This is a genomic window from Clostridium sp. D33t1_170424_F3 (assembly GCF_015667585.1).
Lineage (GTDB): Bacteria > Bacillota > Clostridia > Oscillospirales > Acutalibacteraceae > Anaeromassilibacillus.
The window spans coordinates 153,366-178,175 of record NZ_JADPEG010000007.1; the positions used below are offsets into that span (position 1 = coordinate 153,366).

Consider the following 24,810-nt stretch of genomic DNA (forward strand, 5'->3'; position numbering starts at 1 on the left):
AGAAATAAATCCCGGAAATCCAACTGTAATGCGGAATTCCGGGATTTTTTATTCCGCTGTAGGTCGGCGGTTACGCATCAACCTGCATAAGCTGCTTTGTAAAACACGGCATGGTTTGTTTTCTCATCCTCTGCTGTTTAACTTTTTGGATGCCCATCATGTACTTTATATATATGCCCTGTAGGATAAAAGAAACGCCCCGGCAGTCGACAGTATTTGATACTGCAAACCGCCGGGGCGTTATTTCATCATTCCGGATCTTTACACGATGGCTGACATGCAGCGTTGTTCGTACCCGGAATAATTTTTATTGGCAGCAATCAGCCAATGGTCACCGTGCAGTGTTTGACCGGGTCTTGACCAGGCATTTGGGTGTAGGCTCCCGTGCTCTGACCCGGTGCGCCGATCGCCCAGACTCTGTAATAGAAATCGTTTCCAATCTTTGTCACAAACTGCGTCTTAATCACACTGCCATTGCCCGCGGTGAAGCTTGGGACCTCCCCGTGTCCGCTTACAACGGTGGTCTTGAAACAATATGATTGTCCGCGCTTCAGCACAAAATCGTTTACCGTGTCGCTCAGCACACAGGCCTTTCCCGTTGAAACGTTTAGCGCCGCGGCGAGCAGCGGATTCACAGCGACAATTCCTGCTGCTCCATAGGAATTGGAATGGAACAGCGAGCCGCTGCTCTTCTTGCCGCTGGGCTTGGGATCGGACTTTTTCAAGGCTTTTTCCGCCTCCTGCAGGCCGTGGAACACAGTCGCAAGGGTTTTGTCACTTGCGGTTTCGTCCGCCGCGGCCGCTTTCGCGATGCGCAGAGCCGCTTTCAGATTTGCAACGCTCCGGCTCGTGTAGCCGTTCAGGTCTAACTGCTCGAGTTCTGCAATGTAAGCTCTCAGCTCTTCCCTGCTCGGAATCTTCCGCAGGCCGGCCATCGCACGGATCAGCTGGTCGGCCGCTGCGTCGATCTCCTCCTGAGACGCGCTCTTATCCAGCGCCTTCGCCTCTTCCAACGCGCTCGCAAACGCCGACTGCCCGTCCGGCAAATACTTATCCAGCGCGATTTCCGACGCAATCTCTTCCGCGCGCGCTATGAGCGCTTCCAGTTCGGAGAAATCCGCCGCGGGTACAAGCAGGTTGAACGCATCCATCAACCGGTTATAAGCCTCGGTGATGTCGTTGCTCAAGGCCTCGTCGTCTGACAAGACCTGTTCCGCTTCTTCGAGCGCCGCTTCAAACGATGCCCAGTTTTCGCGGTAATCCTCTTCCTTGAGGTTTTTCAGCGTTTCACACAGCTCCATAAGCGCGCTTTTGTCGCCCGGCTTGAATTCCAGATAATGAATTGCATTGAGCAGACCGGACCATGCGCTGTTGATTTCCGCCTGTGTGGCAGCCGGGTCGTCCATCACTGCTTCTGCTGTGTTGTAGGCCTTTTGGAACACCTTTTTCACGCTGCCGATCAGCTGATCGACCGATCCATCCTCCATATAGGTCTTTGCATAACTGTAAACCTGCTTCAGAATGGACTTGTCGACCACTTCCAACACGAAATGGAGCTCCATATCCCGATCGCCCATTGTGACCGAGTATGTGTATTGATCGCCTTCGATCAATACTGGTTCCGTGTCTCCAATCGTGACGGAACGGAACGTGCGGCCCTCGATGCGCGGCGCAAAGGTCAGTTCCATCTCTGTTCCCGCTTCTACATTCTCCGCCACATACCTGCCGGTCAGGTCCGCAAGCTTCTGCGGTTCGCCGTTTACCAGAAGGCTCACATCCCTGCTGTTATAGGTAAGGGACAGCGTCCGGGAACCCACCTGTTTTTCTTCCACTGTTACGTAACAATGATCGGTAAAGTTCCCATCCTCGGTTGTAACGGTAATAACGGCGATTCCTTCTGCAACGGCGGTAACCGCTCCGTTCTGATCCACCTGTGCGATCTTCGGATCATCCGACGACCAAGTGATCTTTTGGTTCGTCGCATTCGTTGGCAGCACCGCAGCGGTGAGCGGTACGGGCGCATCGCCTGTTTTGAGGGAGAGGGTCTTTTGATCCAGCGCAACGCCGGTTACTGCAACCGTTCCCGTCGGAATCTTCTCAAACTGCGCGGCCACGGTAACATCGTAAGCAGGCATTGTAAACGCGTTGTCGAGCAGCGGTACCAGCGTGCTGCTGTCGCCCGTTCTGAACGCCTTCAAGCTTCCTTCCACCAAGCGGTAGCCTTCGTCCGGCTGGACTGCCAACGCAACCTTTTCCCCTTCCGCCGCTGTCTTTGGATTCGCCGTTACGTTTCCGTTGGTAATCCCATCGGCAAACGAGACCGTGTACTTCTGTTCCGGCGGAACCTGCGGGGTACCGTACACTTCAAATTCAAAGATGGAAGAGCCATAGGGCGTTGCCGCTTTGATACTCTGCATTTTGATATACCGCCCGGAAGCGTTGATTTTCCAGGTGTGCCGCAGGCCGTTGTACTGGACGCCGTTGACGTCTACTTCTTTATAATGGATGTCATCGTCGGAGACAAGCAGCTGATATTCCGCAGCTACTGCCGTCTCCCAAAGGATAAACACCTCATTCAGGTCATAAACAGCTCCCAAATCCACCTTGAGCCATGCGTCGTTCACATCTCCCCGCATCCAGTCGGAACACCAGCGTGTGGAATCCTTTCCATCGACTGTTTTCTCCGGCGAAAGAGGCGGATCGTCGTCCACATTATAGGAGCTTGCGGTCGCTTTCTTATGAAGTGCGACGTTTTCCATGTAAGGCTCGATCACCAGGGTATACGGAACGATACTCGTAACCGGGTTCCCCGAAAACGACGCGTCATCCATCAGGAAAACCAGATGATATACGCCCACTGTCCCCTTTTTCGGCGTTCCGCTGATGGTCATTGCCGAGGAATCCGCCGTCATGACAAGCCCATCCGGCAGAGCGTCACTGGTTTCATGGAGCTCATATTTTTTCTCCAACATAATGCCGCCGGCAGCTTTAAATTGCTTTTTAAAGCTTCTCCCCTCCTGTGCGGCAAATATGGAATGGGGCGCGGGATCGATTGTCAATCCTCCTGCAATATAAAGCGAATAGGACTTCGTACAGGTGTGGTTCCCGGAATCAACCGCCTTGATGACGAGTCTGTACTCGCCGGCAGATGTATACGCGGGCGTACCGGACAGCACGCCGTCTTCGCTCAGCTGCATTCCTGCCGGCAGGGAATCCCCGCTGGCATCCACAAAATAGGATACTGGGGCAACCCCATTTTGAGAGGAAAGGGCCACGTTCTCATACTGGATACCCGCTTTTCCGTCCTCGAGGCTCCCCAGGGTCATCATGAACTGATCCCGTTCCGGGTCGCCAACCTGGAGGGTAAACACCTTTTCATCGGTCAGACCCATCTCATCTTCCACCGCAACTGTGAACTGGTAGATACCCGTCAGGGAATCCGGCACAAGCTGTTTATACAACATGCCGTCTCGATACTGGCCGTAAACAATCCTGTTTCCATCCAGCACAAAGCCCTCCGGCAAATATTTGGCGCTCCAGCGATAGGTCCCCATACCATGGCTGGCCTCCAGCAGCTGCACGTAATTGGCGCCCACTTCTGCGGCTGCGACGTCCGAGGTGTCGATCTGGACTTCCTGTTCAATGACCTGTACGACATAATCTCGAGCTCCGGTTTTTTCTCCGTCTATGGATTTTGCCGATACCGAGAATGCAAAGGACCCGTTTCCGATTTCCGTACAGGTACCGGACAGCAATCCGCTTTCCGAAAGCGTTATGCCTTTGGGAAGCGCGCCCTCCACGGTAAATACAGCCTCCACATTCTGTCCGCTGCTGTCCTTCACGGTCAGCTGCTGCCGGTAGGGACGGTCTTTGACGATGGCCGGCAGCTGCTCCGGCGCAAAGCTGAGTTCGCCCACAACAGTCAACGCCAACGTTTTCCGATCCGTATTTCCCCGGTTGTCCTGTACCTGGAAGGTAATCTGGTATTCGCCTTCCTGGCCCGGTTTTACCTTTCCGGAAAGGGTTCCGTCTTTCCGCAGGGTGAGGCCTTCGGGCAGCGCGTCAGGTGAATTCTGCGCCACGCTGAATGCGTACTCGGAGCCGTTTCCACCGGCGGCAACCAGAGGATTCGTCTTTATCTTCCCGTATTCATCGTTGCTCTTGGCGTTGGGAAGCGAGGTGGAAAGAATTGTCAGCTTCTCCCGGAAGCGATGTTTCCCATCCATGCTGGAAAGGGAACTAGCCAAAAGACTTTTCACAAAGCCATAGGCGTTCGTCCGCAGCTGCTGCATCGTGAGCTTCCCGCTGCGCAGGCTTTCGCGCATCTGGTCAGGGAACGCCCACATCTGGTGGTCGCCGCGCATAATCACGTTAACGCCCGCCGCCATCATCTCTCCGCCGTGGGCAATCGCGTCTGTCTCGCCCCAATCCGTAACGACAAATCCGTCGAATCCCCACTCGTCCCGCAGGATTTTTGTCAGCAAATCATGGTTGGAGGCCGCATATTCGCCGTTAAGCTGATTGAACGACGACATCACGTTTTTAACGTCTCCGGTTTTCACCGCAATTTCAAAGGGCTTCAAGATCAGTTCCCGCAGCGCGCGTTCCGTCGCAATGACGTTCAAAGCGTCTTTACTGGTACCGCTCGCTTCCGTGCTCTTATTGTAATGTCCCCTTCGATAGTATTCCTGGTCATTTCCGGCATAGTGCTTCAGGCAAACGGTGACGCCGCTCTCCGAAACGCCGCCGGCGACCACGCCCGCCAAAAGGCCTGATAAAATCGGATCTTCGGAATAATACTCGTTGTTCCGGCCGTTGAGCGGATTCCGGTGGAGGTTGATGCTGGGCGCCAGCCAAACGTCACAGTTGATGTCCACCATGTCCTTACCCATCTTAATCGCATATTCCCGGATCAATTCCTTATTCCATACACAGCCAACCGCAGCCGCTCTCGACCAGCCGATATTCCCGCTGAAGCCGATACCCGCGGAGCCATCCGCGAATACCAGAGACGGAATTCCCAGCCGCTCCATGCTTCTGGTGAGCCCTGCGCCGGAGATTCCTCCGTTTTTAGAAGCAAAATTCAGAGGAATTTCCCTGTCGTCCGTATAGTAAATATGTTCCATGCCAAACCAGGTATTTCCGGAAAGCATCATGATCATTTCGTCTTCCGTCATCTGCGAGACGAATTTCTCAACGGAAACCGCTCCGGACTGCACGTCGCTCCATGTATAGACCGGCTCGTCCTTCCCCCGTTCCGGGAAGGAAACCGTCCTCTCCAACGGAAGCTCCGTGCGCGTTTCCACATTTTCCGCACGTACGGTCACGGCAGTTTCACGCGCAGCTTTTTTCTCATCCTCTTCCGACGGATAAGAGATCGGCGTGGCGCCCTGATTGCTCAAAGCCTTCTGATCAAAAAGCGCTTTTGCGTTGTCCGACATCGTAAGGCGGTTTTCCAGCTGTTCCACCAGGATTTCTTCCGGGACATAAAAAGCGCCCGCAATCTTCGTCTGGCGCGAAGACGACCCCACGCGGAGATAATAAACCCCCGGCTCCAGGATATAGGCCGCTTTTTCCTCGCTGTAGGAGGCGCAGTCCTTCAAAGGAATCGACAGGGCCAGCGTCTGGCTTTCTCCCTTTGCCAGCTTTTCCGTCTTCTCAAAGTCCAGAAGCTTCTGGTAGGGCTGCTCCAGTTCTCCCTGTGGTGCGGAGATATATACCTCCATGACCTCCTTGCCGGGAGGCAGCGCGTCGTCTTCCGACACATTTACAATGGTCGCTTCCACACGGACCACCCGGTTCTCCTGGTCAAGGGACACCGACATATTCTGGAAATCAAAATCAGAGTAGGACAGGCCGCTGCCAAATGGATACAGGACTTCTTTTCCAAACGTATCAAAATACCGGTAACCGATATAGACGCCTTCCAAATAGGTGCTGATCGGATCGTTATCCCCAAATTTTGTCCGGTTCAGCGCACCGCTCAGGCCCATATCCTGATAGGTGACGTACCCAAACGTGTCCGCCGTCGGATGTTCTTCATAGGTCTCCGTGATCGTATCCGCAAGCTTTCCGCTCGGATTTTCCACTCCGTAGACCAGGTCCGCCAGGGCGAAACCATTTTGGGAACCCGCGCCGTAGGAAATCATTACCGCGTCGACGTCATATTCCTTGACCCAGGACATATCGATGCTCCCGTTGACGCTGAGAATCACGACTACATCGTCAAACTTATCCGTAACCTGATCCAGCAAAACCCTTTGCGAGGGGTCCAAATACCAGTCTCCGTTCTGCTTGATCCGATCCATTTCCTCCGCGCCGGTCGTCTGTGTGATAAATACGACGGCTTTCTTTGCATTTTGCGCCGCGCGCGCCACCAAACCGTCCTCCGTCACTTCCCCGCCGTCCAGCTTCACTTCCGGCGTGTTCAGGCCGGCCGATTGGGACCAGGTGGTTCCGGACCATGTTTCCTGCCCCCATTGGCCGGGATACTCGGTTTGCTTATTCCAGCCGTGATCAATTTTTGACCAGCTCACTCTTTCCTTATAATAGTCTAAAAGCTCCTGGTAAGGCTGGATTCCCAGCGCGGTCAAACCGTCAATAAAGCTGGAGGTATACGCGCCGTTGATCGCGCCGGAGCCTTTTCCGCCCGTTGCCGGCACAAGCTGGCCGCGGCCGAAAACAGCCACTTTTTCTTCTTTGTCCAAGGGAAGAATCCGGTTGTTGTTTTGCGCAAGTACAATGCCTTCCGTTTCCAGCTCCCGCGCCAACGCGGTGGTGGTATCTCCCCATTCCCCCTCCGGGATCTTTACGGCGCAGGTGCTGTCGTTCAGCTCGATATAGTCGATATCGCAGCCAAAGCCCGGCACGATCATCAGCTTTGCATGCGCGGGAATATCCATACAACCCGTTGCATAGCGCGTATTGTCTTTTATGGACCAACCACCCGTGCTTTTATAGGGAAGATTGTACGCCGTATTCTTTGCATCATTCAGGATCAGATGAAACACGTCGTCCGGATTATTGGTGGTGTAACGAATGAGGATACCCGTTTTGGGCTGATCCGTCATATTTTCCAGGACAACGCCGCGTTCCATATTGTCCAGGTTTCCATAATACTTTCCGCCGCTGGCATCCCCGTTTCCAGCGGGCTGATGATCCTCTATCCGCAAACCGGTGTAGGGGCTTACAATATAGCCGGACTCCGCCTCAATGCGCACAATCGATTTTTTGGTTGGAATGGTCGGCAGCTCCTTTTCGTCGCCTAAAATAATATAATCGATGTTTGCGCCGTACCCGCTGGCGGCAATCCGAATTCTTGCGCCGGCTGGAATATCGATACTGCCCGAAACCTCCGTGCCCACGCTCATGGACCAGCCGCCACAGGTATGGAACGGCAGGCTGTACGGTTCTGTTTCATCATTGATGTAAATGTCGAAAAAGCCGTAATTGCCGTCGGAAGCGGTATACCTGATTTTCAGCGAAGAACGCTCCACATCCGTCGCATGGTCAAATACCAGACTCCGGTTGTCCCAGCTCTCACCGATACGGCCGACGACCTTCCCATTGCTGGCGGTATCGTCCGACTGGATCACGATCTCCCCGCCCTGGTAGGGTTCCCCATCCGCTGTGACAACGACGCCATTTTCCGCTTCTAGCTTCGTTTCTTCCCCGACGGACGCGGAGAATGCCGTCACTCCCGACCCCACCAGGATCGCCATGGAAAGAACTGCGGCAACTGCCCTCTGGAATGGTTTTACTGTTCCGCTCTTTTGTTTTGACTTTTGTTTTTCACTTGTTTTTTTAGGAAAAGAAACGCTTTCTCTGTCTTGCTTCTCCTCACGCTGCCTGAAAGCAGCGTATTTTTGAAGCGCCATGTTAAATTTTCTCCCTTTAAACATTACTTTTCAACTCCTCCTGTTTCCAAAAACTCCTGCAATTGTTCTTTCCTCCTGCCCTCCTCTTTTTATCTGTTATATATGTAGGAAATGGTATGGCACCATTCAGCTTAAATAAATCGGCCCAGTACGAACGTTTCTTTCCTTTTAAAATACTTCTTTTTAAATAACATTATTTTTCGACAAAAGGTCTTCTCTCATTCATCCTATTTAATCATTATTTGTATTAACTTATTATATTATAAACTATATATAAATTCTCACAAATTGTCAATCATTTTATTCTATATAGATAATATTATTATTTGGCATAATATTTTATTCTTTAACGGTTCCCTGTATGCAGCGGCGCTGTTTACCAATCCGACGACCGCATGCCGTGACATGACAACACCTCCTGCTGTAGTTTTTATCCTACAACAGGAGGTGCTTTCTTTTTCTGTTTATTTTCTAGGATACGATCCGATTCCGGGCGGAAGCCGCCAGAAACAGGTCCGGGGTGGACAGTGCCTGCTGCGCGGCATAAGCGGCCGCGCCCAAAAGGGACGGGCTTTCTTTCAGGCGGTTTATTTCAACAGCCATATTTCGGGAAATCAGCGGATTGACGCTGTTGTCGATTGTCCGCTTTACCGCATCCAGCATCATACCCGAATGGATTTCAGCCAGCTGATCCCCAACGATAATCTTGCCTGGATTCAGCTGGTTGATAAGTCCGACAATTCCCATCGCCAAAAGGCCGCATACCCGCCGGTATGCTTCGCACGCCACACGGTCGCCGGCGCGCACCGCCTGGGCAATCGCGGGGACAGTTATAAAGCCTTCGCGCAGGCAGGAGGAAGCGCCGTTCCGGAGCTGCTCCACAATTTGTTCCTGCAGCGCCGCTACAGAGCAATACTGTTCCAGGCAGCCGCGGTTGCCGCAGGTACAGGGAGCGCCGTCAAAATAAATACTGCTATGTCCGAATTCCCCGGCGATGCTCTGCTGTCCCAGCAGGAGCTTTCCATCCACGAGCATACCGCAGCCAATCCCCTGACCGGCCAGGATGTACACCATATTCTGTGCTTCCACACCGCCGCCGCTGTACCAGAACTGTGCGAAAGCGCCTGCGTTGGCGTCGTTGATCACCTGCAGCGGCACGGAGAGTCCTTCCGATAAGGTTCCATGCACGGCACAGCCCTTCCAGCCGTTCATCCCCGTCACAAAAAGCAAACGATCCTCGCCCTCATGGTAAGGGCCGGGAACGGCGACACAGACGGATAATATTTCGGAGTCCGGGTGTTCCCGAATCAAGTCTTGTATGGATAACCGAACGGCCCGCAGCGAAGACGGGAGGTTTCCCTCTATATCGGTCCGGTGTCTCCATATGCCGTGGGGTTTGCCGGACAATCCTGCCAGGCAGATGTCGAACTTTCCCCGCGCCAGCCGCACGCCGATGACTTTAAACCGCTCGTCGTTCAGCCGCACGCCGATGGCGCGCCGGTTCCGTTCCCCGGAGATCAGGCCCGTTTCCACCACCAGCCCGCAGTGGATCAGTTCCCCTATGATGTTGGTGATCGTCGCCTGCCGCAGCCCGGAGAGCTTTGCCAGCGTCGCGCGGGAACAGATTCCTTCCTGCCGGATCAGGCTGAGGATCAGGACGCGGTTGATGATCTGGATTTTTTCCTGATTTACACTGGTTTGATACATGTTTGAGGTCACCTCCCCGGATGAAAGTTACAGATATAAACCATTTGGTCATTGGAACGCGCCCACAGCGGCTGTCCGCTGTGGGCGCATCCATAAAAGAAGGATATAGAGTGTTTTGGATAAGGAATGAACAGGGAAATCAACCGCAACGCTTACGCAATTGTCACTGTGCAATGCTTGACAGCGGAAACGCCGGCCAGCGTGGTATATACGCCCGTACTCTGGCCCGGTGTGCCGACGGCATACACTCTGTAATAATAGTCGTTGCCGATCTTTGCAACAAACTGGGTCTTGAGTACGCTGCCGTTGCCGACGGTAAAGTTTGGCGTCAGGTTACTGCCGCCTGTCACGGTCATCTTGAAGCAGTAGGCGCTGCCCCTCTTCAGAGTAAAGTTCACGGTGGTATCGGAGACGACCTTTGCCGCTGTCTGCGCCGTGGCTGCCGCGCCGACGACCGCCGTGCCAGCTCCGCCGTAGACATTGCCGCTGGAGCTGCCGGAAGATTTACCGCTGGATTTACTTGATGTGCTCTTGGTCTTCAGATCGTCCTTTGCATCCTGAAGGCCTGCGGTCATCGCGTCGACCTCCGCCTGATCGTCCTCGCTCAGACCAGCGTCCGCCGCCATGGTCTTCGCCTTTGCAAGAACATTGTTCAGGTTGGAAACGGAAGCCGCGGTGTAATTGCTCAGATTCATCCTCTCGATAGCTGCGATCAAAGCGTTCAAGGCCGTCTTGTCTGCAAACTTGCGCAGGGCTTCCATCGCCTCGTTCAACGCGTCTGCCGCAGCCTCTACTTCCTCCTGAGAGGCCTGATCGTCGTACAGGACTTCCTTCGCCTGTGCCAGCGCCTCTTCAAATTCTGCCTGTCCGGCTTCCACATAGTCCTTCAGATCAAGGCTGTCCGCCTTGTTGATGACCGTGCGGAGCATATCCTTGGCGGAGCCGCGCACCAGTCCGAGAAGCGCTTCTTCCAGTGTGTTTGCCGCCGCGGTGATCTCGTCCGCAGTGGCGTCTGCATCGTCATAGACCTTCTGCGCCGCTTCATATGCGTCTTCAAACGCTGTGACGCCTGCGATAAAGTCTCTGGTGTCGATCGCTTCCGCGACGGAGAGCAGGTATTCCAGATAGGCCTTGCTGCCCGTCTTGAAGGAAAGGTAATGCATGGCGTCGATCAGGTCGCTCCATGCCTGGTCAATCTCCGCCTGCGTAGCGGTATTGTCTTTGTACACGGTGTTCGCCGCGTCGAGCGCCGCCTGGAATTTTTCCAAGACGCTGGGGATAACGTCTTCGATCTCATCCTCGCAGGCATTTGCCGCTTTAATAACCGTGCGCAGAATCTGCTTATCAACCGTGGTGAAGGCAAAGGTGTATTCTCCCGCTTCGCCTGCTTTGACGGTATAAGTAAAGGAATCGGTTTTGCTGAAGTTCACAGACTTGCCGTTGACCGTCACGCCTGCGATCTCTCTGCCCTCGACAGCAGGTTTGAATGTCAGGGAAACACTTTCTCCCTCTGCAAAGCTGCCCTTATAGTTTCCAACCAGATTGGCGATCTTCTGCTCCTCGCCGTTGACAAAGAGCTTCACGTTGGTGCTGAACAGGACGGACAGATTCTTGCTGTCCTTCTCCTCGTCCGGCGCCTTTACGTTGACGGAGGTTTGCAGCGGGAGGTTGTCGGAGCTGGCGCCCGCCATAATGGCGCGTTCGCCCTCTGCAACCGTCCATTTGTCCTTGGTGCCGTCCTTGCGGGTCACAAGCTCGCCGGCTGCATTCCAATAGGACAGGGAACGCTGGGAAATTTGAATGCTGACCTCGCGGGACTCGCCCGGCTGCATGTCTTCCAGGCGGGCAAAGCCTGCCAGCTGTCGCTCCGCCATCTGGACGCCGTCCGGAACCTTTGCCGCGCCCAGGTAAACCTGTGCGACCTCGTCGCCCGCGACGCTGCCGGTATTGGTGACGGTGAAGGTAACGTCATAGCCGTTCTTGCTGTTCTCCGCAACTTTCATATCGGAGTATGCAAAGGTGGTATAGGACAGGCCGTGTCCAAAGTCGAACTGCGGCTCAATGCCCTCGCTGTCATACCAGCGGTAGCCGGTCATGATGCCTTCGGTGTAGTAAACGGAATTCTTCGGCTGGTCCACGCCGTTGCCGGTGACTTCGCTGCTCTTCTTGAGGCGCTCTTCAAAGTGCTCCTGGCTGTCGGTGACCGGGGTCTCATTGTCGTGCTTCATAAAGGTCTGGGAGAGCTTACCGCTCGGATTGACTTCGCCCAGCAGGATTTTTGCGGTTGCAAGTCCACCCTCCTGGCCCGGATACCACATCTCAAGGACGGCGTCCACACTGTCAACCCATTTGTCCATCGTTACGGCGCCGCCGTTGTTCAGAACGACTGTGACCTTGTTGCCGTTCGCTTTTGCCGCTGCGATGACGTCCAGCAGCAGGGCTTCCTGATCATCCGGAAGCGCAAGGCTGCAAGCCTCAATGGTATTGCCCTCTGCGCCCGTGGAACTCCATGCAAAGAACACGACGTCTTCGTTCTCGCTGGCAATGCGGATGGCTTCATCATAGTTGGCCTGCTTCTGGCTCGGAGTGATCCATCCCAGGCTGATCTGCAGGTCTTTCAAGTCCATGGATGCGACGCCGGTGACCTTCACCTTATACAGTTTGCCGGCTTCCAGCGTCACATTTGCATTGCTGATATTCATGCCGGTCGGGCTGCAAATGACATTGTTCCAAGGCCACTGGGTACCCTCGCGGAGCGTCAGGCTGCCGATGCTTGTTTCTTTGCCGTCGACGGTGATTTTTGCGTTGCCTGTGCCGCCGATTCCGGAGAACACAAGGGTATACTGTCCATCTTCCGGCGCTTTCACATAGGTTTCCCAAGTGTAAGCCGCACCCTTTTCAAAGGCGCTGCCGTCCGGGCCGTTTTTATAGGTCTTTGTGCCGGTGGTGAAATCCACCTGGCTGTCGATATTTGCAAACTCACCCAGCTCATGGCCGTCCATCAGCGTCTCGCTGGAGCCGCCGCCGGGGAATCCACCGGGGAATCCGCCGCCACCGCCGCCGGCAACACCGTAGGTGCGCACAACGCCGTTTGTTTCGCCGTTTTCATCCTGATACAGGTTTTCCGCCGGGATCGCGGTTCCCACAATGTCGAGACCCGCTGTTGCTTCAATATTTGCATCGCTGCCCGCGATTTCCATCATGCGGTCGTACGGACTGACCATGCGGCTCAGGGTTCCGAAAGAACGCTCCTGTCCGGCGCCGCCCGCAATCGGGTTGACCGCGCCCAGGCCAATCATGCCGATGGAGGAATCCGCAGCATTCAGCGGCAGAGCCTCATTGTCGTTCTTCAGCAGAACGGCGCCCTTTTCTGCCACTTCCAGCGCGATTTCCTGGTTCTCTGTCAGCAGGCCGTCTTCCACTTTTTCTTCATAGGTGTCCACCAGCTTGATCGGATCGGTGCGGCCCGGCTCTTCCTTGACATAGCCGCTGCCGTCCAGTTCGACCAGGTACAGATAACCAACCTTGCCATAGCCGTTGAGTACGTGGCGGGCCGCCTCGTCCACATCGTCCCAGGTCATTTCACCGTTGGCAATCTTCTCTTCGGTGTTCTTCTGGTTGTTGTTGCTGGCGGAAGGCATCTCAATATCGGTGCCCTTGTCCAGCGTGTAGCTGTGGTTGCCGCCCCAATCCGTCATGGTGAGGCCGTCATAGTTCCACATATCGCGCAGAATATCAATTTGCAGCTCGCTGCTGGCGGAAGCCCACGCGCCGTTTACGCCGTTGTAGGAGGACATAATCGCCGCCGCGTCCGCCTCCTTCACCGCCGCTTCAAACGGGGCAAGGTAAATCTCGTGCAGAGTCTGCTCGTCGACCTGTACATCGACCGCGCCGCCGGGCGTGCTGTCCTGCGCAAACACGGCGAAGTGCTTCAGGGTCGCCATAACGTTCTGGTCCTGGATGCCCTCGGTCTCGCTGACCGCCATGCGGGAAACATGGTACGGGTCCTCGCCAATCTGATCCTTGCTGCGTCCGAAATGCGCCGTGCGGGTAATGTCAAACTGGGAGCCCAGCTGTACGCTGCCGGAAATCGCTCTGTTCTCCGAACCGCTGATCTTACCGTAATCATAGGAGAGATCCGTGCTCCACGTAGAACCCAGCATCTGCTCAATCGGCGGGTTCGTCGTATCGTAAATGGAGGTAACGCCGGCCGGTCCGTCAAACATACGCATTTGCGGAACGCCCAATCTCGGAACGCCCGTCAGGGTGCCTGCATCCGCAACCGTGCCGTTTGCGCCGCCGCCCAGCAGGGCAAATTTCTCCTCTGCTGTCATGCTGTTGATAAGCGCATCCACTTTTTCATCGCGGATTTCCTGGCTTTCAACCACCATGTATTTCTCACCGTATGTATCCGGGAAGGTGGTCTTTTCCAGCTTCGGGTCGCCGATGTCCGTGTACTTCGCGGTGCGTTCGTCGGAAATCTGGCCGTCCCAATTCAGGCCGAATCCGAAGCAATAGGCATTGCCGTCGCTGTCCTTATAGACCTCCATGTCGTGGTATCCGTCTTCATAGGCGGTTTCCACCGCTTCCATGCTGGCCGGCATATTGACCGGCAGCAGGCCGCTCGGCTCGCTCTGTCCGGAGATCACTTCCAGGAACGCGTCCGGGGAAACGCTTGTGCCAATCAGCAATGCGTCCACAACCGGCTCAAATTCAGAGACGACCATCGGGTTCTCCATGCCGAGGATGAAGATAATCGGCTTATCGCCCATCAGCTCCACCGTCTCCTGGATCATTTCCAGATTTTCCGGCGTACCCGCATGGGTATTGCCCTTTCTGGAACGGTTGGATTTATAGTCGCCCTTGGACTCGTCCGGCGTCTCATTGTACTGTACCAGGGTACCGTCCGCATGATACCAATCGTAACCGATGCTGGTTTCACGCATGGCATCCGCGGTGTACTCGCCATAGGTCAGGTTCTGCGGGCGTCCGTCCGTGTACTCCATCGCCATGCTGGGAGAATCCAGCTTGATAATGGCAAAGTCGGCCTCATCCGCCGCCTGTTTCTTCGCCTCATCGGTCGGCATCTCGCCGTTTTCGGCCGCCGCTACCAATGTATCGGAAACGTTATAATATCTCTGCGTTGTATCGAGGTCTAACACCGCCGAGACAGTGGTGGTGGCAGGACCCCACCAGCCGCCGCTGGTCGATTCCTTCAGCGGGATATAAGCGGTCAGCTTTTTGCCGTCTTCCGCTTTGAGCGGCAGGGTGCTGTCGGAGTTTTTCGCCATGATCACGGCGTTCTTATGCGTCTCATACGCGTCCGCGTTCAGCTCCGAAGAACCAACAAAGGACTTCGCATAATCCGGGTCCGCATACGGATCTTCAAACAGGCCCAGGTTAAACATGACCTTCAGGATGCGGGTGGCGGAAGCTTCGGTCAGCTCGTCCATGAAGTCCTCTCCAAGGGCCTCAATCCCGTACTCCTCGCTGCCGTTGGCGCCCATCTCATAGGCCGCCATCATATCTTCCGCTACATATGTATCGCTGTCCAGGCCGCCCATCTGGTCCACGCCCGCCAGCATGCTGGCCAAAACGCGGTAGGGACGGTCATAGCCCTTGCCGGGCTCCAGGCCCCACGGGGTGTCCGCGCCGCCCATGCCCTCGTGGCTGCCGTGAATTTTCCAGTCTGTGCAGACAAGGCCGTCATAATTCAGGTCCTCGCGCAAGCGCTGCTGCACAATGTATTTGCTGAAACCGTTTGCCACGTTTTTGCCGCTCGGATCCTGATCGAACGGGATCGTGTAGTACGGCATCACGCCGGCGGACTGTTTGGTGGTTCCCTTGTACTCCTCCGCGAAGCCCGCGCCCTTTACAAAGTATTGCAGGATGGTTTCAAAATTTCCCGCCGGATAAACGCCGAACTTGCCGTCATCCTTATGGGCGTCAAAGCCGAATTCGCCGGTACCGCCGCTGGGCCAGTGTTTTGCGATGGTAGCAACGCTGCCGGTACCCCAGCCCGTATCAACGCCCCAGTCGCTCTTCTCATAGTCGGAATCGGTCTGCATGGCCTCGATAAAGGCGCTGGCCATATCCGCGTTCAGCTCCGGGTCTTCCGAAAAAGTGCTGCTGTTTCTGGACCATCTGGGTTCCGTGATGAGGTCCATCTGCGGGCCAAGCATCATCTGAATGCCGATCGCGCGATATTCCGCGGCGGTCACAGCGCCGTATTCAGCTGCGGTGTCTGCGTCAAACGTAGCCGCGATGCCCATGTTGTTGGGCCATTTGGAAACGGTGCCGCCCGGTTCTGTTGTTTCAATGGTTCCGGAATCGACGATACCCGTGTGACGCGGGTCGGTACTGGTCACAACCGGAATACCGAACATCTCCGGCGTGTCCTCCGCCCAGTATTGCAGCTTGTTGTTTTCCTCCGCCATCACGTCGGCGGCCGAGGTGCTTCTGGTCAGGTTGAAGCGTGTTCCGTCCTTCATCCCTTCCTTGGTCTTGCCGGTGGAACCATGGGTCATCAGCGCCAGCCGCTGTTCCGTACTGAGCTGTGCCGCCAGAGACTTCGCACGGTCTAAACTGGAAAGACGCCAGTCCTCGTAATCGTCCAGCTTGCCGTTCTGGTTTAAATCCTTGAAGTAATAGCCGGAGGCCTCTTCGTAAAGGATGTCCACATTGGAAGCGGATGAATGCGAAAGGGTTGCGCCGCCCTCGTTTTCCACATAGAGAACGTCTTTGTAGTACTCATAGGTGCTGTTGGGAACCTCCACGTTGGTGAAATCCGTTCCCATGGAGACGACCTTCTTTTCCTCCTGCTGCGCGGCCTGCGCTTCGCCGATTGGCGCCGCAACCGTTGTCCCTAACAGGGCCGCTGCAATCAAAAAGGAAAGAATCCTATTTTTGTTCATGCTTGCTCCTCCTTTTTCTTTCTGGTTCTTCGTTTCAAGGGGTCATATGAATGGATAAAAAAGAATCACCTCCGTCTGCTTTTTTGTCAGTGTTGTTTTCCTTGATACTTAACCTACCAAATTATCCAAATCAAATCAATAATTATGCGCGTAAAGTCGATATGGGGCGCAAATGGATTCCGACACCTGCCGGAGAACGTCTCGTTTTGTGGATTTTAACAACAATCTTTCCCTGTTACATTGACTTTCCATGCATTTTCCGATATGCTGATAATGATTTCTGATACGCCTGCCGTTCGGCCATCGGATCGGAGGCACGCGTCAAAGGGCAGGAAAGCTGCAAACGGACCATATGAATTCATGTGAAAGGGTGGGGTTTTATGATTTCGATCGCGTACTGCGACGATGAACGCGCGGCCCTGAACCTTTATTCGGAACAGGTGCGCGCTGCCTTCCAGCATTACCGCCGCTCCGTGGAGGTCGAGCGCTTCCAGAGGCCGGACATGCTGATGGAACATATTGCCGCCAACAACTGCTTTGACCTGCTGTTTTTGGACATCAGCATGCCGGGCATGAATGGGATCGAGCTGGGACGCCAGCTGCGCAAAATCGCGGACGACGTGCTGATCGTCTTCGTCTCCAGCCATGAGGAGCTGGTCTTTGAATCCTTTCAGGTGACGCCCTTTCGGTTTATCCGAAAAGGCCATTTCTACCAGGATCTGGAGGAGTGCATACCGGCAATTATCTCGGAGCTGGAAAAACGCCAGACGGAATTGCAGATCGACAACGGCAAGGAAATCTATCGGATTGCCCCTTACAGAATCCTATATATTGAAAGCAGCGATAAAATCCAGAAACTCTTTACCCTGCAGGGCCTGGTGGAAATCCGTTACAGGCTCAGAGATCTGGAGGCGCTTTTGGTTGAATACGGCTTTATCCGCGTCCACAAGGGATACCTGGTCAACGCGCGCTTCATCGCCTGCGTCAACAAACGGGAAGTTGTTTTAACCACCGGAGAATCCATCCCTCTTAGCAAATACCGCCTGGAACAGGTGATGGAAGAATTGGAACGGGTGATTTGAAATGGAAATCTTTTGCCGCTGGTCCAACCTGTATCTGGAAGCATTTTCCCTGTTCTGGCTGTTGGAGCGAAACTACAAATTCCGTTGGGACACGCCATGGCTGAAAAGCGTCAAATACCTGTTGGCGTTACTGTCCATCGGGCTATTCCGGCTGGATCCCAGCACGGAATATTTTTCTACGCCCAATTTTACGTTGTATTTTTCCGTACTGGCCGTGGGCGGCCTGCTGTTCTGCCTTCTTTTGTGCGGCAATCTGGCCTGCAAGGGATTGACTGCCATTGTCTTAATCAATGTTCTGATTGAAATCCATCTTTTTATCGGCACACAGCTTTACTCAAATCTTCCTTCCCATTCGCAGTTGATTTACCTGCTGCTGACAAAAGGCATGCTGGCTGTCGTGCTGTTCCTGATGGTGCGGTTTCCCATCCATGCGGAATATACCCTGCCGCGCAATTACTACTTTCTGATGTTCCTTGCGATCGTTGTCACGCTCACAATCCGCTTCACCACTCTGTTCCTGCGGCTGGACGCATTAAATAATCTGTGGCTGCTGGTCCTCTATCTGGCGCTGTACTGCACCTACAGCAAGCTGCTCCAGGATTACGGCAGGAAGGTCTATTTTGAGCTGGCCAATAACCAGCTGAGCATGCAGATCAACAGCTGGAAGGATATTGAGACCATGTACCGCGAGCTGCGGGAACTGCGGCACGATTTAAAAAACCACATGCTTTACATGCAGGCGCTGCTGGACCAGCGGGATTACGAGGCGCTGAGCGCCTATTTCAGCCAGCTGAACGATCCCCGCCTGCTGCTCAAGCAGGTCATGCAGACCGGCTGCCCGGTCCTGGACGCGGTGCTGAATACCAAAAGCGCCCAGTGCTCGATGAAGGGTATCCCGGTTGATATGAAGGTCCTGCTTTCCCAGAAGGTCGAGCTGCCGGCGGAGGACCTGTGCGCCATCCTGTGCAACCTGATCGACAACGCGGTCGAAGCGTCGGAGCACCTCCCGGTAAAAGACATCCGTGTGGAGGTCAAAGCGGCCAAAGGCTGTCTGTGGATAAAAGTATCCAACCGGTATCCCTGCGATCCGCGTGAAAAAAACCCGGAGCTGGCAACCACCAAGGAAAATCCGGAGCAGCACGGGATCGGTATTCAAATTGTCCGCGACCTGGCCAAAAAGCATGAAGGGCAGTTCCGGTTCACATTTGAGGACGGTCACGTTATCGCCGGGGTGACCCTCCCGATGGGAGCCTCAGACGCCTCCGTTCTGGCGTCCTGAATTGTACAGACTAAAAACGCCCACTGATACATCTGTCAGACTGTATCAGTGGGCGTTTTACGTTATGAATAAAAAGTGGACGTTCCATTATGGACGTTTGTTTCCATAATATGGACAATTGAACCACAGGCTCCGCAAAGGTTGACAGCCTGAAAATAATTTTATATTGTTAGTACAGGAGTTATCCATATTTCTCTCTTTTATTAGACAAAACGATTTATTTACGAAAGGAGGACAGTCCCATTTACCCAGGTAAAAGAGGAACAACACACGAGCGGACTTTATAAAGAAAGAAAAACGATTATGACGCTTTTGGGTGAAGGAGAAAGTAAAGTTATGAAAAGGCTTCAAAGAGTACTATCCAGCCTGTTGACCTTGTCTCTGCTGATGGGAATATGCTCATCCAACATGGCCTACGCAGACACGGCAGGAATTGTCAGCAGGGAAGCGGTGCTTTCCTCCGGTGCCTCCATCGGGGAGGAATACACGCCTGCCGAAACAGCCCGGCAGCATTTGAACTTTAACCGGGAATGGAAGTTTCAGTCAAAAACCGTAACAGCGGAGAATCCTTCCGCGCCGGATTTTGGCGGGGCGGCTGCGCCGGATTTTGACGATTCTGAGTGGGTGGACGTGGGATTGCCGCACAGCTTCAGCATCCCCTACAATATGGAAACCAGTTTCTTTGTCGGCTACGGCATGTACCGCAAAGAATTTCAGGTGCCTGAGGAGTGGCTGGCCGGCGGCAAACGCGTCAGCATTGAATTTGAAGGCGCCTTTATTGAAACGGAGGTCTTTATCAACGGTGAAGCGGCGGACAGCCACCTTGGCGGCTACACCGGCTTTACCTTTGACATCACAGACCTGCTGCACGCGGGGGAAAACACGATCGCGGTCCGCGTCAACAACCTCTGGCGGCCCGACCAGACGCCGCGCGGCGGCGACCACCAGTTCTCCGGCGGCATCTACCGCGACATCTACCTCAACGTGACGGACCCGGTGCATGTCGCATGGTACGGCACGGCGGTCTCCACGCCCGCGCTGAACAACCCCGGCTTTGACGAGGATGCGGACGGCGACGGGCAGATCGATTACGATTATGAAAACATTGACGAAACCGCCTACACGCCGGTGGAAGAAATCCGCGAAAACATCGCGCAGAAGCGTTCCGACGTGCGGGTGCAGACGGAGGTGGAAAACGATTCTGATACGGCGAAAACCGTCGTCGTCAAGCAGGAGGTCGTCGACGTCTCCGACAACACGCTGGTGGCGTCCTTCGCCTCTGATCCGGTGATTGTCGCAGCCAACAGCACGGCGGTTGTGGACACAAAGAGCGACTATATCCAGGACGTCAAACTCTGGAGCCCGGAATCCCCCAACCTGTACCGCGTGTACACCACGGTGTATGACGGGGACGGCAATGCGGTCGACCTGTTTGATTCCCCTCTCGGCTTTCGCTGGGTGCAGTTCCTGAAGGATGCGTTCTTCCTCAACGGCGAGCAAACCGTGCTTTTTGGAGCGAACGTCCATCAGGACCATGCCGGATGGGGCGACGCTGTAACAAATGAAGGCTTCGCACGCGATGTGCAGATGGTGAAGGACGCGGGTATGAATTTTATACGCGGCTCCCATTATCCGCACGATCCGGCCTTCTCCGCCGCCTGCGACGAATCCGGCGTGATGCTTTGGTCCGAAGCGGTCTTCTGGGGCGCTGGCGGAAACAGCCGCCCGGACAATCAGATCACCTATACCGCACAGGATTGGAAGGGAACCACCTACCCCAAGGATGAAGAAAACGAAGCCCGGTTTGAGGAAAGCTGTATGCAGGAGATGGAAGCGATGATCCGCATCCATCGGAATCATCCTTCCGTCATCGTGTGGAGTATGGGCAATGAGGTTTTCTTTGACAGCCAGGTTGCCAAGTGCAAGGCGCTGGTCAACGCGATGCGCAACCGCGCCCATGAACTTGACCCCACCCGCAAAGCGGCGATGGGCGGCGTGCAGCGGCAAAGCTTCGATTCGCTGGACGTCTGCGACGTGGCGGGCTACAACGGAGACGGCGGCAGCTTCGACACCTACCATATGTCCAGCATCGCCTCCGAATACGGTTCCCACACGGCCAACCGCGGGGAATCCGGCGACCAGTTCCGGCCCTATTTTGATCACATGCAGAACGGCGGCAATATTTATGATTATACTCTTAAGGGCAACCGCTCCGGCCTGGCGTTATGGTGCGCGTTCCATCACGGCAGCGTACTCGGCTCCGGCCTGGCACAGATGGGCTTTATCGATTACAGCAGGCTCCCGCTCAAGGCGTGGTATTGGTACCGCGAAACCTACACCGGCGTGCCCGCCGAATTCTCCATCGACGGAGAAGCAGACCACCTGACGCTGGAACTGTCCCAGGACACCATTTCAAACGACGGCACGGCGGATACGCACTTAATTGTTACCATGCGCGACAAAGACGGCAATTGGGTCAATCAAAACGCCAATGTAACGTTGGAAGTGTTGGACGGCCCCGGCGTGTTCCCAATCGGTAAAATCTTTACGCTGAAAAGCGGCAACACTCTGCGAGACGGCAAGGGCGCGATCGAGTTCCGCTCCTTCTATGCCGGAACCACCATCATCCAAGCCACGGCGGCCGATTTGGAACCGGTGGAAATCACCGTTGTGACAAAGGACGTCACTGGGGATGAGACCGGCGACGAACCCGACGGCTTTATGGAAAGCGGCAGCAGGGACAACACGCCGAAGATTGAAGACCCGGGTACTTACGGCGGCGTCAGCTTCTCTGCAAACCGGCCCACCTTCTCCAGCAGCGGTGACGCCAAACTGGCAAACGACGGCGACATGACCACTTCCTGGGTGGCGAAAAACGCAGGCTCCGGCGAATATTGGATGCAGGATTTGGAGCAGAGTCCACTGCTTTACAAAGTAAAGCTTTCCTTTGACCGCGATCCGTACCCGTACCGGCTGGAAGTCAGCGGCGACAAAAACGGCCCCTGGACGGAAGTCGTCTCCTATGACGCGGACACGGTGAAAAACCGCCCGTATGAAGAGAGCCTGCCCGGTACATACGCGCGATTTGTGCGCGTGGTCTTTACCGGTGTGCCGGAGGACAAGCACGCGTTCCTGACGGAAGCGGCGGTCTACGCGGTGGACTCCACACAGGGTCCCATGCCGGACGAGCAGCCCGACCTCTCCTATGCGACCGGTTCCGTCTATGTTTCCGACCTGCAGCCCGCGAAACCGATCACCCAGGGCTGGACGGGCAAAACGCCGGGCATCGACGTATCTATTGAAGGCAACCCCATCCGGATCGCCGGTACGGAATACGCAAAGGGCCTCGGGCTTCATGCAAACAGCGAAGCGGTATACGAGCTGGACGGTCGATACGCCCGGTTCCAGGCGGTCATCGGCATCGACGATGAGGTAAGCGGAACCGGCGACGCAATTTATCGTATTTACGCCACGGCGGGAAACGGCGATGACGCAAAAGAGCAGCTTATATACGAGGCTCAGATTTCCAGCGGCCAGGCAGAAAAAATCGATCTCAGCATCCGGGGCGTCACAAAGCTGCGCCTGGTCACCGACGCAAACGGCGTAAACTCCAACGACCACACCGACTGGGCGGACGCAAAGCTCCTGGGCGCCGTCCGCAATATGACGAATCCGGATTCCGGTTATATTGTGTCCATGTCCAGCAATACACAGGGGCTGGAAGCCGGTAAAACCTTTGAAGCATATCTTTCCCTGAAAAACAACGGCGCCAGCAACATCTATGGCGCGTCCCTGGCTCTGTACAATCCGGAAGGAAAGCTGGTCAAACTGGTTAAAGAGGAAAACCGCCTGTCCAAAAAGGCGGACGGACTCCTGACTCTGAAACTTCCCGTACCGACGGATGCGGCGGACGGTTACGAAGCGCGCTTGAACCTCTACGACGTGAATACGCTGGAGCTTCTGGCAGAAACCGTACACTTCGGTATGCAAATCGAGTCAGTGTCTCCTGCTGTTTCCTCTTCTCTTAAAAGAGCGGCGTTTGCCGCCGCTGCGGAAGAAGAAAACGTATGGAGCAAGGTGGACGGCGAGGACGCCGCGGTCATCAAAGAAGGCTCCTGGGGCAACTGGCCCGGAAGCGGCGCCTATATGACCACGGAAACCTATGTGGGCGACAGCTATCCCTGGCAGAATACTTCCATTTCCTGTTCCTTCACCGGCTCGCAGGCCGCTGTGGGCGGCAAAATCGACGGCAGCCAGGTTGGTGCGGACGTCTATCTGGACGGCGAGCTGGTAGATCATATCAACAGCAACAGTTCCGCGCAGGGCGGCAAAAACGGGTACTATGAGGTATGGCGCTCCGAACTGCTTCCCTACGGAACGCACATCATCAAGCTGGTTCCCACCGGGAAATTCAGTGTGGACTATTTCTCTTATCTGACGGAGTCCCCATGGAGCAAAATCGACGGCGAGGATAACGGTGTAAAAAAGACGGGAACCTGGGGCCTTTGGAAAGACAATAGCGCCTACAAGGGCACGGAAACCTTTGTCGGCGACAGCTACCCCTGGCAGGGCGCTTCCATCTCCTACACCTTTACAGGCCTTCAGGTCTGTGTGGGCGCAAAGGCAGACGGCAGTCAAGTCGGCGCAAAAGTCTACATCGACGATGTGCTGCTGGGCGTAATCCACAACAAAGAAGAGGACAAAACGAAGCAGGGTTACAAGCGCGTATGGGTCTCCCCTATTCTGGAAGAGGGCGAACACATCATCCGTCTGGAGCCCATCGGCAAATTCGGCCTGGACTACTTTGAATACCTGAAGTCCGGCTTCGGCGACCTGGTTGAGCCGCCGACGGTTGATTTAAAAGACCTGCTGGCGCAGATCGCGGACGCGCAGAGCCGTTCCGAGGACGCCTACACAAATGACAGTTGGGCCGCCATGCAGAAGGCTTTGAAGACAGCGACAGCGGTGCGCGACCAGTCCATGCCGACGCAGGAAGATGTGGACAACGCGGCGGAGGAACTGCAGGCGGCGATCGCCGCGCTGGTTCCCTATACTGCGCCCTCCGACGCAGAACGGGACGCTTTCCTGCAATCGCTGGCGGACGTCCTGCGCTTTATCGAATCCGATACGGCAGGACAGTACAAGGCGGCCGGTATCGAAACGCTGGCAAAGAGCTTCCAGGATGCGTACCGGCTATATATCACAGCCAAGCCGGAGCAGGAAGCAATCGTCTCCATGACTTCCACTCTGCAAAACAATCTGCATGCATTGGAGAAGCTGGAACCGGAGGAAACGGAGCACACCCTCAGCGTCATCTTCCCGTCGAAGCACGCCCAGCTTTCCATTGAAGGCGAGGATGTCAAGCTTGCCAACCTGATTGGCAGGTACGAAGCAACGGTTATGGCGGACGACGCTGTAACGTTGACCTTCACCCCCACGGCGGAGGGCAGAGAGTTTGCGGGCGTGACCGTGAACGGGGAACCGGCGGCCCTGAAAGATACAGAATCCTACACCTATACCGGCAAGATGCCGAACGCGGATACCGCGCTGGACTTTGCGTTCACTGTTGTGAATAAGCAGGTCCTGCGCACCGTGATCGAGATTGCGGAAAGCCTCAAGGATGGCGATGAATACAAGGCGGCGGTGCCGTCTGTACAGAAGCTGTTCGATGCGGCGCTCGATAAGGCGGCTGCAGTCGAGGCGCAGGCGGACGCATCGCAGAAGGACATCGACAACGCATGGGCAAAGCTGCTCAACGTCATCCAGCATTTGAGCTTTGCGAAGGGCGACAAGACCGTCCTGAAGGAAGCGCTGGACACTGCGGCTGCTTTGGAGCAGGATGACTACACAGCCGAAAGCTGGGCGGCGTATGAACTGGTTCTGGCGGCGGCGCAGGAGGTCTATGACGACGCGGACGCGATGGACAAGGAGATCAGGGAAGCGGCGGCGGA

7 protein-coding genes are annotated in these 24,810 nt (G+C 55.1%); 4 read left to right on the forward strand and 3 right to left on the reverse strand.

What is annotated here, in order from left to right:
- Window positions 1–320: 320 nt before the first annotated feature.
- The 3 genes from I4V53_RS06650 to I4V53_RS06660 all read right to left on the reverse strand — a co-directional run bounded on the left by I4V53_RS06650 (window position 321) and on the right by I4V53_RS06660 (window position 16,498).
- On the reverse strand, window positions 321–7,721 hold the full coding sequence (locus I4V53_RS06650) for a putative Ig domain-containing protein (protein ID WP_195984754.1): 7,401 nt from the start codon (window positions 7,719–7,721) through the stop codon (window positions 321–323).
- Window positions 7,722–8,348: 627 nt separating this feature from the next.
- Window positions 8,349–9,584, reverse strand: coding sequence for an ROK family transcriptional regulator (locus I4V53_RS06655; protein WP_195984756.1), 1,236 nt, complete (start codon window positions 9,582–9,584; stop codon window positions 8,349–8,351).
- A gap of 152 nt (window positions 9,585–9,736) precedes the next feature.
- Window positions 9,737–16,498 carry a glycoside hydrolase family 3 N-terminal domain-containing protein gene (locus I4V53_RS06660; protein ID WP_195984758.1) on the reverse strand — a complete coding sequence of 2,254 codons (6,762 nt, stop codon included), beginning with the start codon at window positions 16,496–16,498 and terminating at the stop codon, window positions 9,737–9,739.
- Window positions 16,499–16,548: 50 nt separating this feature from the next.
- On the opposite strand from I4V53_RS06660, the gene I4V53_RS06665 reads away from it, so the two are divergent.
- The 4 genes from I4V53_RS06665 to I4V53_RS06680 form a co-directional block, all read left to right on the forward strand.
- Window positions 16,549–16,782 (forward strand): hypothetical protein, encoded by a 234-nt coding sequence (locus tag I4V53_RS06665; RefSeq protein WP_195984760.1) that lies wholly within the window; start codon window positions 16,549–16,551, stop codon window positions 16,780–16,782.
- A gap of 96 nt (window positions 16,783–16,878) precedes the next feature.
- The gene (locus tag I4V53_RS06670) at window positions 16,879–17,580 is read left to right on the forward strand and encodes a LytR/AlgR family response regulator transcription factor (RefSeq protein ID WP_195984762.1); all 702 of its coding nucleotides are present in this window, start codon (window positions 16,879–16,881) and stop codon (window positions 17,578–17,580) included.
- Window position 17,581: 1 nt separating this feature from the next.
- Window positions 17,582–18,859, forward strand: a complete 1,278-nt coding sequence (locus I4V53_RS06675) for a sensor histidine kinase (RefSeq protein ID WP_195984764.1) — start codon at window positions 17,582–17,584, stop codon at window positions 18,857–18,859.
- 336 nt (window positions 18,860–19,195) lie between these two features.
- On the forward strand, window positions 19,196–24,810 hold a 5,615-nt coding region (locus I4V53_RS06680), incomplete at its 3' end, for an NPCBM/NEW2 domain-containing protein (protein ID WP_195984766.1).

What these genes read in the sequence shown, in the direction of transcription:
- I4V53_RS06650 (WP_195984754.1), bottom strand. Translation starts at nt 7,721, where the DNA reads ATGGCGATCCTGGTGGGGTCGGGAGTGACGGCATTCTCCGCGTCCGTC.
- I4V53_RS06665 (WP_195984760.1), top strand. Translation starts at nt 16,549, where the DNA reads ATGGATAAAAAAGAATCACCTCCGTCTGCTTTTTTGTCAGTGTTGTTT.
- I4V53_RS06675 (WP_195984764.1), top strand. Translation starts at nt 17,582, where the DNA reads ATGGAAATCTTTTGCCGCTGGTCCAACCTGTATCTGGAAGCATTTTCC.
- I4V53_RS06660 (WP_195984758.1), bottom strand. Translation starts at nt 16,498, where the DNA reads ATGAACAAAAATAGGATTCTTTCCTTTTTGATTGCAGCGGCCCTGTTA.
- I4V53_RS06655 (WP_195984756.1), bottom strand. Translation starts at nt 9,584, where the DNA reads ATGTATCAAACCAGTGTAAATCAGGAAAAAATCCAGATCATCAACCGC.
- I4V53_RS06670 (WP_195984762.1), top strand. Translation starts at nt 16,879, where the DNA reads ATGATTTCGATCGCGTACTGCGACGATGAACGCGCGGCCCTGAACCTT.